Annotated in this window: 12 protein-coding genes and 1 tRNA gene; 10 read left to right on the top strand and 3 right to left on the bottom strand. The window is 71.6% G+C overall.

Features of this window, described 5'->3' with window-relative positions; genetic code table 11:
- The first annotated feature begins 54 nt into the window (after positions 1 to 54).
- Positions 55 to 1575, top strand: coding sequence for an acetaldehyde dehydrogenase ExaC (gene exaC / locus CFT82_RS10640; RefSeq protein WP_088819121.1), 1521 nt, complete (start codon positions 55 to 57; stop codon positions 1573 to 1575).
- Positions 1576 to 2136 carry a DUF779 domain-containing protein gene (locus CFT82_RS10635; RefSeq protein WP_088819120.1) on the top strand — a complete coding sequence of 187 codons (561 nt, stop codon included), beginning with the start codon at positions 1576 to 1578 and terminating at the stop codon, positions 2134 to 2136.
- A 72-nt stretch (positions 2137 to 2208) separates the two neighbouring features.
- On the opposite strand, the gene CFT82_RS10630 is transcribed toward CFT82_RS10635, so the two are convergent.
- Positions 2209 to 3381 (bottom strand): trans-sulfuration enzyme family protein, encoded by a 1173-nt coding sequence (locus tag CFT82_RS10630; RefSeq protein ID WP_234994413.1) that lies wholly within the window; start codon positions 3379 to 3381, stop codon positions 2209 to 2211.
- A 111-nt stretch (positions 3382 to 3492) separates the two neighbouring features.
- Positions 3493 to 4212, bottom strand: coding sequence for an AIM24 family protein (locus tag CFT82_RS10625; protein ID WP_088819115.1), 720 nt, complete (start codon positions 4210 to 4212; stop codon positions 3493 to 3495).
- Between the two features lie 176 nt (positions 4213 to 4388).
- Between CFT82_RS10625 and CFT82_RS10620 the strand changes: the two genes are divergently transcribed.
- The 7 genes from CFT82_RS10620 to CFT82_RS10590 all read left to right on the top strand — a co-directional run bounded on the left by CFT82_RS10620 (position 4389) and on the right by CFT82_RS10590 (position 10531).
- On the top strand, positions 4389 to 4913 hold the full coding sequence (locus CFT82_RS10620; protein ID WP_088819114.1) for a MarR family winged helix-turn-helix transcriptional regulator: 525 nt from the start codon (positions 4389 to 4391) through the stop codon (positions 4911 to 4913).
- On the top strand, positions 4913 to 5560 hold the full coding sequence (gene tmk, locus CFT82_RS10615) for a dTMP kinase (RefSeq protein WP_088819112.1): 648 nt from the start codon (positions 4913 to 4915) through the stop codon (positions 5558 to 5560). Before CFT82_RS10620 ends, tmk begins: the two co-directional genes overlap by 1 nt.
- Positions 5557 to 6756 (top strand): DNA polymerase III subunit delta', encoded by a 1200-nt coding sequence (locus tag CFT82_RS10610; protein ID WP_088819110.1) that lies wholly within the window; start codon positions 5557 to 5559, stop codon positions 6754 to 6756. The genes tmk and CFT82_RS10610 overlap by 4 nt, the downstream gene beginning before the upstream one ends.
- Positions 6753 to 8288, top strand: a complete 1536-nt coding sequence (locus CFT82_RS10605) for an alpha/beta hydrolase (protein ID WP_234994411.1) — start codon at positions 6753 to 6755, stop codon at positions 8286 to 8288. Before CFT82_RS10610 ends, CFT82_RS10605 begins: the two co-directional genes overlap by 4 nt.
- 125 nt (positions 8289 to 8413) lie before the next feature.
- A tRNA-Thr gene (locus CFT82_RS10600) sits at positions 8414 to 8490 on the top strand.
- 149 nt (positions 8491 to 8639) lie between these two features.
- A complete protein-coding gene (locus tag CFT82_RS10595; RefSeq protein WP_143469618.1) occupies positions 8640 to 9065 on the top strand; it encodes a hypothetical protein in 426 nt (141 codons plus the stop codon).
- A gap of 974 nt (positions 9066 to 10039) precedes the next feature.
- Positions 10040 to 10531, top strand: a complete 492-nt coding sequence (locus CFT82_RS10590; protein WP_088819107.1) for a hypothetical protein — start codon at positions 10040 to 10042, stop codon at positions 10529 to 10531.
- Between the two features lie 219 nt (positions 10532 to 10750).
- On the opposite strand, the gene CFT82_RS10585 is transcribed toward CFT82_RS10590, so the two are convergent.
- Positions 10751 to 11353, bottom strand: a complete 603-nt coding sequence (locus CFT82_RS10585; protein WP_088819106.1) for an inorganic diphosphatase — start codon at positions 11351 to 11353, stop codon at positions 10751 to 10753.
- Positions 11354 to 11427: 74 nt separating this feature from the next.
- On the opposite strand from CFT82_RS10585, the gene CFT82_RS10580 reads away from it, so the two are divergent.
- Positions 11428 to 13011 carry a D-alanyl-D-alanine carboxypeptidase gene (locus tag CFT82_RS10580; RefSeq protein ID WP_088819105.1) on the top strand — a complete coding sequence of 528 codons (1584 nt, stop codon included), beginning with the start codon at positions 11428 to 11430 and terminating at the stop codon, positions 13009 to 13011.

Genomic DNA, 13011 nt, shown 5'->3' with positions numbered 1-13011 from the left:
GATCCCCCGTCCCGGAGTACCGTGAAGTGACCCCATCACATCCAGGAGGTCACGATGACGCTCTACGCCCAGCCCGGTGCCGACGGATCGGTCATGTCCTACGAGGACACCTACGACAACTACATCGGTGGGCAGTGGGTCCCGCCCGCGGAGGGCGAGTACTTCGACAACCCCAGCCCGGTTGACGGGAAGGTATTCACCCGCGCCGCTCGCTCCGGGGAGCAGGACGTCGAGAAGGCCCTCGACGCGGCGTGGAAGGCCGCCGAGACGTGGAACCGCACCAGCCCGGCCGAGCGTGCGAAGGTCCTCAACGCCATCGCCGACCGGATGGAGGAGAACCTCGAGAAGATCGCGGTGGCCGAGACCTGGGACAACGGCAAGCCGGTCCGCGAGACCCTGGCCGCCGACATCCCGCTGGCGATCGACCACTTCCGCTACTTCGCGGGGGCCATCCGGGCCCAGGAGGGGCGCCTGTCCCAGATCGACGAGGACACGGTGGCTTACCACTTCCACGAGCCGCTGGGCGTCGTCGGCCAGATCATCCCGTGGAACTTCCCGCTCCTCATGGCCACCTGGAAGCTCGCCCCGGCCCTGGCCGCCGGCAACTGCGTGGTCCTCAAGCCGGCCGAGCAGACCCCGGCCTCGATCATGTACCTGATGAGCCTCATCGGCGACCTCGTCCCCGACGGGGTGGTCAACGTCGTCAACGGCTTCGGTGCGGAGGCTGGGCAGGCCCTGGCCACCAACCCGCGCATCCGCAAGATCGCCTTCACCGGTGAGACCACCACCGGCCGGCTGATCATGCAGTACGCCAGCGAGAACCTCATCCCGGTCACCCTCGAGCTGGGCGGCAAGAGCCCCAACGTGTTCTTCAGCGACGTCCTGGCCGAGGACGACGCCTACCGGCAGAAGGCCCTCGAGGGCTTCACGATGTTCGCGCTCAACCAGGGCGAGGTGTGCACCTGCCCCTCGCGGGCCCTGCTGCAGGAGGACATCGCCGACGAGTTCCTCGAGCTGGCCATCGAGCGGGTGAAGAAGATCCAGCGCGGCAACCCGCTGGACACCGACACGATGATCGGGGCGCAGGCCTCCAACGACCAGTTCGAGAAGATCTCCAGCTATCTCGACATCGGCCGCCAGGAGGGCGCCGAGCTCCTCACCGGCGGCTCCCCGGCCACGATCGAGGGCCTCGAGGACGGTTTCTACATCGAGCCCACCGTCTTCCGCGGCGACAACTCGATGCGGATCTTCCAGGAGGAGATCTTCGGGCCGGTCCTGGCGGTGACCACCTTCACGGACTTCGACGACGCGATGCGGATCGCCAACGACACGCTCTACGGCCTGGGCGCCGGCGTGTGGAGCCGTGATGGCAGCGCCGCCTACCGGGCGGGGCGGGCCATCCAGGCCGGTCGCGTGTGGACGAACTGCTACCACACCTACCCGGCGCACGCGGCCTTCGGCGGCTACAAGCAGTCCGGCATCGGGCGGGAGAACCACCTCATGATGCTGGACCACTACCAGCAAACGAAGAACCTGCTGGTGAGCTACTCCGACGACCCGGCGGGGCTGTTCTGAGTGTCCGCTGAGCTCACCACCCGGGGCGGTGCCGGATCGGTGCCGCCGCGGGTGGTCGCGCTCCCGGCCGGTCGGGACCTGCTGCGTCGTCTGCGGGACCGGCACGGGGCGTTGATGCTCCACCAGTCCGGCGGCTGCTGCGACGGCTCGGCCCCGATGTGCTACCGCGCCGGGCAGTTCCGGGTGGGGCGCCGGGACGTGCTGCTCGGCCTGCTGGACCTGGGCGCCGAGGTGGGCGACGCCCCGGGTGCGCTGCCCGAGGGCGACGACGCCGTGCCGGTGTGGATCTCCGGCTCGCAGTTCGCGGTCTGGCAGCACACCCAGCTGGTCCTCGACGCGGTCCCGGGGCGGGGGTCCGGCTTCAGCCTCGACGCCCCGGAGGGGGAGCGGCTGCTCACCCGGTCGCGGGTCTTCGAGCCGACAGAGCTGGAGGCCCTGAGCGCGCACCCGGCCCTCACCGGGGACCAGGTCGAGGCCGGGGAGGAGCCCTCGCTGCCGAGCGACCCGCTCGTGGTGGCCGACCTGGCCGAGGCCTGCCCGCTCCCGCTGCGCCGCGGGTGAGCCACCACGACCGCAGGGGTCGTCCACCACCGGGTGGGCGACCCCTGCTGCGGGCGACTGGGCCGGTCCGTGTCAGGCGGTCTGCGCCAGCGACTGCTCCAGGTCGGCGATGATGTCCGACGCCGACTCGAGGCCCACCGAGAGGCGCAGCACGTCCGCGGCCGGGCGGGCGTCCGCCGGCACCGGGCGGTGGGTGAGTGCGGCCGGGTGCTGGACGAGCGTGTCGACGCCACCCAGGCTCACGGCGTGCACGATCATCTGCGTGGCCGAGGCGGTGCGGGAGGCGGCCTCGTACCCGCCCTGGAGGCGGAAGGCCAGCATCGACCCGGGGCCACGCATCTGGCGGGCCACGATCTCGGCGTCCTCGCCCGTGGCCAGCCCGGGGTAGAGGACCTCGGCCACTGCCTCGTGGCCGTCGAGCCACGCGGCGACCTCCTGGGCGGTGCGGGTGGCCGTCTCCACCCGGACCGCGAGGGTCTGCAGGCCCCGGTGGGCCAGGTAGGCCACCTGCGGGGCGAGCAGGCCACCGGTCACGGCGCGCACCTGGCGCAGTCGCGTGGCCCACTCGCTGCTGCAGGCCACGGCGCCGCCGAGCAGGTCGCCGTGCCCGCCGATGGCCTTGGTCAGGGAGTGCAGCACCAGGTCGACGCCCAGGTCGGCCGGGTTCTGCAGGATCGGGGTGGCGAAGGTGTTGTCCACCAGCACCGGCGCCTCCCCGGCGGCCTCCACGACGGCAGCCAGGTCCACCAGGTCCAGGGTGGGGTTGCCGGGGCTCTCGCAGACCACCAGGCCGGTCCGGTCGGTGATCGCCCCGGCCACCTCCTCGGGCGTGGCCCAGGTGACCTCGGTGCCCAGCATCCCGGTGCCCAGCAGGTGGTCGGTGCCGCCGTACAGCGGGCGCACGGCCACCACGTGGGGCTTGCCGGCGGCCACGCAGGCCAGCAGGGTGGCGCTCACCGCCGCCATGCCGGACGCGAACGCGACGGCCTCGTCGGTGTGCTCCAGCTCGGCGAGGGCGTCCTCGAAGCGGGCGACGGTCGGGTTCCACAGGCGCTGGTAGACGTGCGACTGGCCCTCACCCGGGCGGCCACCGCCGGCCAGCTGCTCGTAGGCGTCACCGCCGGCCTCCACGTCGGGCAGGGGCGAGGTGCTCGAGAGGTCGATCGGGGCGGCGTGCACGCCGAGGGCGGTGAGGTCGTGACGTCCGGCGTGGACGGCGAGGGTGTGCGGGTCGGGCGTGGTCACGTGGGCCTCCCAGAGACGACGGTGGGGTGGGCGAGATGTCCACCCCACCGTAGCGCGCATGTGGTCTGCGTCACACCGTGGCGCACGGGCCCGGTGCCCGGAGCTGCTGGATCAGTTGAAAAGGTCGCCGATCCCGCTGCCGGTGCTGCTCCCGCCTCCGGAGGCGTGCGGCACGTTCTCGGCCGGCTGGACCACGACATAGCCCTGGCCGGCGAAGGCCATCTGGAAGGTCTCGCCGGTGCCGCCGCGGACCATCGACTTCAGGCCGCCGGTGTCCACCTTGACGTCCATGCGGGTACCGGCGGTCCACAGCACGGCGGCGTGCGGGTCCACGAAGGTGTTGCCGCCGGAGACGTCCAGGGCCACCGGGTCGCCCTTGGTGGTGACGGCCACGTAGCCGGTGCCGCGCAGCACGACGTTGTAGAGGCCGCCGGTCATGGCGGCGCCGCGGGCCTGGATGCGGTGGATGTCCCAGTCGATCGAGGCGGAGAAGGCCAGCACGTTCTGACCGTTGATGCTCAGCTCGTCGTTCTCCATGTAGATGACCTGGATCTCCGAGGCACTGTCGGCCACGAAGAGCTCACCGGTGCCCTGGGCCTCCATCATGTCGACGCCCTCGCCGGTCACGGCCTGCTTGAACATCTTGCCCAGCCCACCGGAGCCCTTGTTCTTGAAGGAGATGTCGCCCTGGTAGGCCACCATCGAACCGGAGCGGGCCCAGACCGGACCGAACTGCATCTGGATCTTGAGCAGCTTCTTGTTCTGCAGCGCGAACTGGTCGGTGCTGGAGATCTCCGAGTGGTCGTTGAAGAGCTTGCCGTGCAGGGCCATGCGTTCCTCCTCTGGTGGTCCCCCTGCCGGGAGGGGGCTGTGTGCCCTGTCACGGTAGGGGCACGGGGTGTGCTGGGCACCCCCACCCGTGGGGGGACGCCGCCGCCGCCGGGATCTGCCGGGCCCGCCCGTGGTGCTATGCGATGTCGGAAATCTTCCCGATACTCTCGACCACCATGACGAGTGATGTGTCCAGCGATTCCGAGGCCACACCCTGGCTGGACCCTGCCCAGCAGATCGTCTGGCGCCGGTGGGTGGCTCTGACCACCGAGATCAACGCGGCCCTGAACCGTTCGCTGCAGGAGCGGGGGCAGGTGTCCATCTCCGACTACGAGGTGCTCGTGGTGCTCTCCGAGACCGAGGACCGCTGCCTGCGGGTCTCCGAGCTGGCGCGGTGCATCGGGTGGGAGCGCAGCCGGCTGAGCCACCACGTCGGGCGGATGGAGAAGCGCGGCCTGGTGCGTCGCGTGGCCGCCGTGGAGGACGCGCGCGGGGCGGTCGTGCACCTCACCGAGCAGGGCCTGGACACGATCGTGGGGATCGCCCCCCTGCATGTCCGGGACGTGCGCCGCGTCTTCTTCGACGGCATGACCGACGAGGAGTTCGCGGCCCTGGACTCCTTCACCGGCCGGCTCATGGACCGTCTGCGCCCCGACGACGAGGTGCTCGCCCCGGGGGCTGCGACGCGCCGGGGCGCCTGATGCGCGGTGTGTTCATCGCCCTGGAGGGCGGGGACGGGGCCGGCAAGTCCACCCAGCTGCGTCTGCTCCGGGAGCACCTGGAGCGGGTGGCGCCGGGCCGGGAGGTGCTGCTCACCCGGGAGCCCGGTGGGACGCCGCTGGGGGTAGAGATCCGGCAGCTGCTCCTCCACGGGGGCGAGGTGGCCCCCCGCGCCGAGGCCCTCCTCTTCGCCGCCGACCGCGCCCACCACGTGGCCACGCTGGTCCGCCCCGCCCTGGAACGGGGTGCGGTCGTGCTCACCGACCGCTTCATGGACTCCTCGATCGCGTACCAGGGGGCCGGGCGCTCGCTGGCGGCCGACGAGGTGGACCGCCTCTCGCGCTGGGCCACCGAGGGCCTGCTTCCCGATCTCACCGTGCTGCTGGACCTCGACCCGGCCCTGGCCGCCGGGCGCCGCGGTGGCGAGGCCGACCGGATGGAGTCCGAGTCGACTGTCTTCCACACCCGCGTCCGGGAGCACTTCCTCGCCCTCGCCGCGCGGGAGCCGGAGCGCTACCTGGTGGTGGACGCCGCCCGCCCGGCCGCGGAGATCGCCGCCGAGGTGAGCCGGGCCGTGGACGCCCTGCTCGCCGGTGCCGTCGACGGCGTGGAGGGGAGCGGGCGATGACCGCCCTGCCCCCCGTCTGGGACCAGCTCGTCGGCCAGGAGGAGCTGGCCGCCACCCTGGCCGCCGCCGTGGCCGAGCCGGGGCGCCTCACCCACGCCTACCTGTTCACCGGACCGCCCGGCTCGGGGCGCTCCAACGCCGCCCGGGCCTTCGCCGCCGCCCTGCAGTGCCCGGAGGGCGGGTGCGGGGAGTGCCGGTCCTGCCGCACCGTGGCGAACGGGTCGCACAGCGACGTGGAGGTCGTGAACACCGCGGGGCTCTCCATCGGGGTGGGAGACGCCCGCGAGCTGGCCCTGCTGGCGGCCCACCACCCGACGGTCGGCGCGTGGCGGGTGCTGCTCGTGGAGGACGCCGACCGGCTCACCGAGCAGGCCGCCGACGCCCTGCTCAAGGGGCTGGAGGAGCCCAGCCCGCGCACCATCTGGATGCTCTGCGCCCCCTCCCCGCAGGACGTCATCGTGACCATCCGCTCGCGCTGCCGGCAGCTGGCGCTGCGGACCCCGCCGGTGGAGGCCGTGACCGAGCTGCTCGTGGCCCGGGGGGTGGACCGGGCGATGGCGGCCTGGGCGGCCCGGGCGGCGCAGTCCCACATCGGGGTGGCCGGGTGGCTGGCCCGCGACGAGGAGGCCCGCACCCGCCGCCACCGGGTGACCCGCATCCCGGCCGAGCTCTCCGGGCTGGGCGACGCCCTGCGGCAGGCCGCCGCCCTGCACGATCTGGCCACCGCCGAGGCGCAGGCCGTGGCCGAGGAGCGGGACGCCGCGGAGAAGGAGGAGCTGCTGCGCCTCAACGGGGCCGACCCCACGGCCCGCACCCAGCCGCCGGCGATCCGCTCCCAGCTCAACCAGCTGGCCAAGGAGCAGAAGGCCCGCACCACCCGGCGGCGGCGCGACGTCATCGACCGCACGCTCGTCGACCTCGCCTCGGTCTACCGGGACGCCCTGCTCATCGCCTGCGGGGCGGCCAGCGGTGACGGCGAGGGGCCGGTGCAGCTGGTGAACGTCCAGGCCGCACCGGACCTGCAGCGCCTGGCCGGGACGACCTCGGCGGAGCACCTGCTGCTTTGCCTGGAGGAGATCGACCGGGCCCGCACCCGCATCACCGAGAACGTGGCGCCCCTGCTGGCGCTGGAAGCGATGCTCGTGGCCGTCCACCGCCTGCAGGGCGACCTGGCCGTGGCCGGAGGGCGCCGGTGAGGCGGGACGCGCTCGCCCTGCTGACCGGTGGCGCGATGCTCCTGGCCGGGTGCACGCTGCCTGGGCAGGAGGGGGCCCTGCCGGAGGACCTGCGCACCGCGGCGCCCGAGGAGTCCCTGCCGCCGGTGGACCCGGCCCTGGAGCGCTTCACCGGCCAGGAGCTGGAGTGGGAGGACTGCGAGGGGGGCCAGTGCGCCACCCTGGACGTGCCGCTGGACCACGACCGCCCGGCGGGGGAGACGGTCTCGCTGGCGGTCTTCCGCGCCCCGGCGAAGGACGCCGACCGCCGCATCGGCTCGCTGCTGGTGAACCCGGGTGGGCCGGGCTCCAGCGCGGTGGAGTACGCCCGGGCGGCGGACCAGGTCGTGGGCCCGGCTGTGCGGGAGGGCTACGACGTGGTCGGCCTCGACCCGCGGGGCGTGGGCTCCTCCGAGCCGGTGGACTGCCTCGACGACGCGGGGATGGACGTCTTCATCGGAGGCGTGGAGGACCCGGACTCCGCGGCGGGCCGGAAGCGTGGGCAGCGGCAGGTGGCGGCCTTCGTCGAGGGCTGCGAGCAGGATCTCGGGAAGGGGCTGGGCGAGGTCACCACCGAGACCGCCGCACGGGACCTGGAGATCCTGCGGGCCGTGCTCGGGGACAGCCAGCTGCACTACCTCGGCAAGTCCTACGGCACCACCCTGGGCGCCACCTACGCCGAGCTCTTCCCCGAGCGGGTGGGGGCGATGGTGCTCGACGGGGTGCTGCCCACCGATCTGGACGCCGTGGAGATGGGGGTGGGTCAGGCCGAGGGCTTCGAGCGGGCCACCAACGCCTTCCTCGACTGGTGCGTCGAGGAGGGGGACTGCCCGCTCGGTGGTGACCGGGAGGCCGCCGTGGACGGGCTGAAGGAGCTCCTCGAGGAGGCCGAGACCGACCCGCTGCCCGTCCGGGGCCACGGGGCGGTGACGGAGCTGACCGTCGGGTGGGCGACCTACGGGGTGGCCTCCGGCATGTACAGCGAGACCAGCTGGCCGGCCCTGCGCGCCGCCCTGCGGCAGGCGCGGGACGGGGACGGGTCCGGGCTCATGGGGCTGGCCGGGCAGTACGCCGACCGCCACCCGGACGGCGGCTACGCCTCGAATCTCATGGAGGCGTTCACCGTCTACACCTGCAACGACCGTCCGGCCGGGAGCGGCGGGCGCAGCCGGGCCGAGGTGGAGGCCGCCTACGACGAGGCTGCTCCGCTGTGGGGCGAGCTGATGCGGGGGGAGGGCTCGGTCTGCGAGGACTGGCCGGTCACGCCTGACGAGCCCTTGACCGCACGGGCGAAGGGGAGCGCTCCGATCCTCGTGGTGGGGACCACTCGTGACCCGGCGACGCCCTACGAGTGGGCCGAGGAGGTGGCCGGCGAGCTGGAGAACGGGCGGCTGCTGCGCTTCGACGGGGACGGTCACACGGCCTACCGGCGCGGGAACGCGTGCGTGGACGGGGCCGTGGACGCCTACCTGCTCTCCGGCACGGTGCCCGAGGGGGAGGACGCCTCCTGCTGAGGTGCGCCTGCCGGAGGGTGGGCGCACCGTGTGGCCGGGGTGGGAGCGGTGTGGCGGATTTCGCCCGGACTTGCGGCAGGCCGTATAGTAGGCGCTCGCATCGCACGGCAGCGTGCGGTCGGTCCGCCGCCTTAGCTCAGTCGGCCAGAGCGGTTCACTCGTAATGAACAGGTCGCCGGTTCGATTCCGGCAGGCGGCTCCATGCAGATCCCCAGGTCACACGGCCTGGGGATCTCGCATTCTGGAGCCAAATCCTCGGCTCGTCTCCACCATGCTCTCTGTACTTGTCACCGTGGCCGTGTCGCTCTGCGAGCACGGGAGTGGCAGGGCGTCTACCTCGTGGCCGCGATCATGGACCTGGACTACGGGGACTACCGCACCGCCCTGCAGCGACTGGACACCTCACGCGACCAGTTCCAGCTCCAATTCGACCCCCTGCACCGCGACGGGGGCGTTCTCTCCCACCAGTCAGCAGCCCATCTGTGGGGTGCGGTCGACCTGCCGTGGGGCATCCACATCACGGTCCCGAGGAGGCGCCGACTCAAGGGCATCACCACCCACACCGCCCGCCTCGAGCCCTCGCAGATCACGATCCGGGAGGGCCTGCCGATCACCACCATCGAGCAGACCACCATCGACCTGGGCAGCTGGCCCAGGGACGACGAGCACCGCTCCCGCTGGGCCGAGCACTGCCTCGGCGAGGGCCTGCTCACCCACGAACAGCTCGTCGAGCTCCTCGGCGACACGGCCGACCGCACCCTCTGCTGGCTTGACTGACCACCACCCACGACGAAAAAGACCCGCCAATCCCAGAAGGGACGACGGGGAGCAATAGGACCCACTCAACGACCCACCCACTCACGTGTCAACCCAAGCCACCCCCCGGAGCCGACCGTGACGACGACACCTGAACCCAAGCACCCCTTCAAGCGCAATACCACCCCCGGCCACGTCAACATCGTCGACGAAGAGGCCCAGGACCCGACCCCACCGACCACGACGCCTGACCCCAGCGGGTCGCACGCCCCGGAGATCTTCACTGCAGGGTCAACGCCTAAGCGTCTCCGAGTTCTCGCGAGATGAACAGGTCGCGGTTCGATCTCGACAGGCAGCTCCACCAAGCAGAGGCCCCGAGACGATCGGGCCCGACTGTGGGAAGTGGAATGAGACGTGCTCCTCGGCGTTCTGCCAGTGCCCTCGGTAGGCATGGAATGCGGTGGGCAGCGGGGGCGTGGGCCAGCCGTAGAAGTCGTTGATCGCCGTGAGGATCGCTCCGACCTCATCTGCGAGGAGGTCGGGAGAGCCCCCCGGCGCTGCCGCCTCGGGGGGCCGGCATCCGCCACTGGTCGTTCCTCCACCCGAGATCGACGCCCGAGGACTCGGCGAGGTATGTCGACGCCGCGACGTCGGGGGACGTGTGCCCAAGCAGGTCTGGGGGGGCTGGGGGGACGGCCGCTGTGCCCTGCCTTCCTTGGTCCGATACCCCCTCCGAAGGTCGGGACATCGACATCGATGCACTTTGATCCCTTCGGCTGGAATTCTGGCGAGGAGGAATTTCGGAAGATGGGGAGGTATGTGCTCACGCAAGATTTTTGGTGGGTCGGTCATTGTGGCTAGATCCGCCATTCCGTCCTAGTTTTGCGAGGTGCTCCGGGTGCTGTACCCGGCGGTACCGGGGGCGGTAGATTGTGCCCGTCGCCGGGGGAGGCGAAATGCGCCCTCTCGCAGATCACCGTGAAAAGGACAGATTCATGACGAACATTTCCCGTCGTGCCGTGGCCAAGGGCGCGGCCTGGTCGGCGCCGTCGGTGCTCGTGGCCGCACAGGCCCCCTCGCTGGCTGCCTCGCCCGGCAGTCCCGAGCCGAGCCCGGACAAGCCCATCGTGGCCGCCGGTCCCGGCGGCGGCAGCTGCAAGCTCCCGGGTGAGAGCCGCGGTCAGAAGGCCTACCGCGTCGAGATCGACATGACCAACATCTCCGGCTCCGTGGGCACCGTCGAGATCATGGAAGTGACCGCCAGGGGTGGCGCCATCGCCTGGGCTCCGGACGAAGCGCCCATCTTCACCATCGAGCCCGGCGGTGATCGTGTGGCCTTCTACATCCGATCCGCCGACTCCGCCAACGTCGCCATGACGGTCACCTACCTGGTCGTGGTGGATGGTCGGGAGTACGTGGCCGAGAGCCCCGTCGAGCTCGCGGAGTTCCCGCCCTGCGAGAAGTCCGTCTACTCCCCCTGGGAGTGAGTCTGGGGCACGTGCCCCAGCTCCCCACGGCAATCACCTGATGCACGCGAGGGTCACCGGAACCGGTGACCTCCGTGTGCGTCAGGTGACCGTCGTCCCCCGGTGGCGTCGGCGGGGCCTCCCGGGGACCACCATCCTGAGCCACACACGAAGGAGCCGGCACCCCACGGCGGGGGTGCCGGCTCCATCGTGCGTGCCGGAGAGGCGTCAGCGGGTGACTCAGGCCTCCGGCTTGTCTGCCTGGCTCTCCTGGCCGCCGGCACCCTCGGCGCGGTCGATCGAGCGCTCGGTGTCGTCGGACTGGTGGCCGGGCAGCGGCCAGCGGGCGGTGGTGACGCCCTGCTCCTTGGCGCGCTCCAGGGCCTCGGTGATGATCTTCTCGGCCTCGGAGCGGTCGCCCCAGCTCGAGCCCTCCTCGACGTACTTGCCCGGCTCCAGGGCCTTGTAGACCTCGAAGAAGTGGCGGATCTCGTCGAGCGTGAACTCCGAGACGTCCGAGGAGTCCTGGATGTGGTCGCGGCGGGGGTCGCCGGAGGCCACGCACAGGATCTTGTCGTCGCCGCCGGCGTCGTCGACCATCTTGAAGACGGCCACCGGGCGCACGCGCACCACGCAGCCGGGGAAGGTCGGCTCGTCGAGCAGCACGAGGGCGTCCAGCGGGTCGCCGTCCTCACCGAGGGTGTCCTCGATGTACCCGTAGTCGGCCGGGTAGCGCATGGCGGTGAAGAGCAGACGGTCCAGGCGGATCCGGCCCGTCTCGTGGTCGATCTCGTACTTGTTCTTGTTCCCGGAAGGGATCTCGACGGTCATGTCGAACTCCATGGGACCTCCTCGTCTCGGCGTTTAGGCTGTGGCCCAGTCTGTCGCATCCCTCGCCCGCCTCCGAAAGGTCCCCGGTGAAGTCCTCCGCCCGCAACGCCCTCATCGCCAGCACGGCCGTGGTGGCCCTGGCAGCCGGTTACGTCACGGCCGACGTCTACGACAAGGTGCCGGGCGTCCTGACCAACGCCCCCGAGACCGCAGCCCCCGCCGAGCAGGAGCAGGGAGGGGACGACGAGGAGTCCACGGCCGTCAAGCGACCGGCCGCCCCGAAGGAGGGCGTCATCAGCCACGAGATGGCCCCCGGCGAGGCCGCGCGGGTCAGCGACGGCCCGCAGGAGAAGGCCGAGGCGGAGAAGGTGACCGCCGAGGCCGGGGACTCCCCGGAGGTGCTCGCCCACCTGGAGAACTCCGACCAGGCGCCCAGCCCGGAGACCGTCAAGAAGGCGCTGGGGAAGACCCTCGACGACGAGACTCTCGGCTTCCTCTCCCTGGACATCCGGGACGCCCGGACCGGCAAGGTGCTCCTCCAGCAGAACGCCGACCGACCCAACCACCTGGCGTCGATGACGAAGCTCGTCTCGGTCGGGGCGATCGTCCAGTCCGGGTGGGATCTCGACCAGCGCCTGGAGACCAAGGTGCTGCTCGACGAGGGGAACAACATCGTCATCGTCGCCGGGGGGGACACGATGCTCTCCCGCGGCATGGGCAACCCGCTGGCGACCGCCAACCGGGCCGGCCTGCAGGACCTCGCCAAGCAGACCGCGGCCGCGATCAAGAAGAAGCGCAAGGCGGGGGAAGACCTGCCGGAGACTTTCACCGTGGCCCTCGACGACTCGCAGGCCGGGGCGACCTGGTCGGAGGACTGGTCCGAGGTGGCCCTCAACGAGGGGTGGTCGGGTCGCGTGACCATGGCCCAGCTCTTCGACGACCGGGCCCGCCACCTGCACCCCAGCCCGCCGGACCCGGTGATGAACGTGGCCGGCACCTTCGCCGGGCGCCTCCACGAGGAGGGCGTCAAGGTGGAGAAGGGCATCCCGCGGACGAAGAAGAAGGCCGAGGGCGAGACGCTGGCCGTCGTGAAGTCGGCGCCCGTCCGCGACCAGCTCGTCCACGCCATGCAGGTCAGCGACAACGCCCGCATCGAGACGCTCACCCGACAGGCCGCCCTGGCCACCGGCGGGCTGAAGGTGGAGAAGTCCGACCCCTCCGACGTCGGCCAGTGGGTGGTGCGCATGACCAAGGAGCGGGGGATCGACAACACCGGCCACCAGCAGCACGACAGCGCCGGCCTCACGAGCAAGAACGAGATCCCCGTCCAGGTGCTCGGCGAGCTCCTCGCCCAGGGCGCCTCGGGGGAGGACCCGGAGTACGGCCGGATCATGGCCAACCTCTCCATGGCCGGCCTCTACGGCACCCTCGACCCGCGCTTCTACGGCGACGGTCGCGAGGAGGCCCGCGGCTTCGTGCGCGGCAAGACCGGCACCCTCCCGATGGCCTCGGGCATGGCCGGCAGCACCGTGACCCAGGACGGTCGCCTCCTGACCTTCGTGGTGAGCAGCGACGACTTCGAACGCAGCACCCAGCCGATGGTCGCCCGCAAGGCCCACGACGAGATCATCGCCGCCCTCCAGGGCTGCGAGTGCAACACCGGCGCCTGA

The organism is Kytococcus aerolatus, from assembly GCF_900187395.1.
Classification (GTDB): domain Bacteria; phylum Actinomycetota; class Actinomycetes; order Actinomycetales; family Dermatophilaceae; genus Kytococcus; species Kytococcus aerolatus.
The sequence above is the reverse complement of the archived record's forward strand: the minus strand, read 5'-3'. Positions and strand labels throughout refer to the sequence as shown.

Coding starts and splice junctions, on each gene's coding strand:
- exaC (WP_088819121.1), top strand. CDS start 55: ATGACGCTCTACGCCCAGCCCGGTGCCGACGGATCGGTCATGTCCTAC.
- CFT82_RS10625 (WP_088819115.1), bottom strand. CDS start 4,212: ATGGCCCTGCACGGCAAGCTCTTCAACGACCACTCGGAGATCTCCAGC.
- CFT82_RS10620 (WP_088819114.1), top strand. CDS start 4,389: ATGACGAGTGATGTGTCCAGCGATTCCGAGGCCACACCCTGGCTGGAC.
- tmk (WP_088819112.1), top strand. CDS start 4,913: ATGCGCGGTGTGTTCATCGCCCTGGAGGGCGGGGACGGGGCCGGCAAG.
- CFT82_RS10610 (WP_088819110.1), top strand. CDS start 5,557: ATGACCGCCCTGCCCCCCGTCTGGGACCAGCTCGTCGGCCAGGAGGAG.
- CFT82_RS10595 (WP_143469618.1), top strand. CDS start 8,640: ATGGACCTGGACTACGGGGACTACCGCACCGCCCTGCAGCGACTGGAC.
- CFT82_RS10590 (WP_088819107.1), top strand. CDS start 10,040: ATGACGAACATTTCCCGTCGTGCCGTGGCCAAGGGCGCGGCCTGGTCG.
- CFT82_RS10585 (WP_088819106.1), bottom strand. CDS start 11,353: ATGGAGTTCGACATGACCGTCGAGATCCCTTCCGGGAACAAGAACAAG.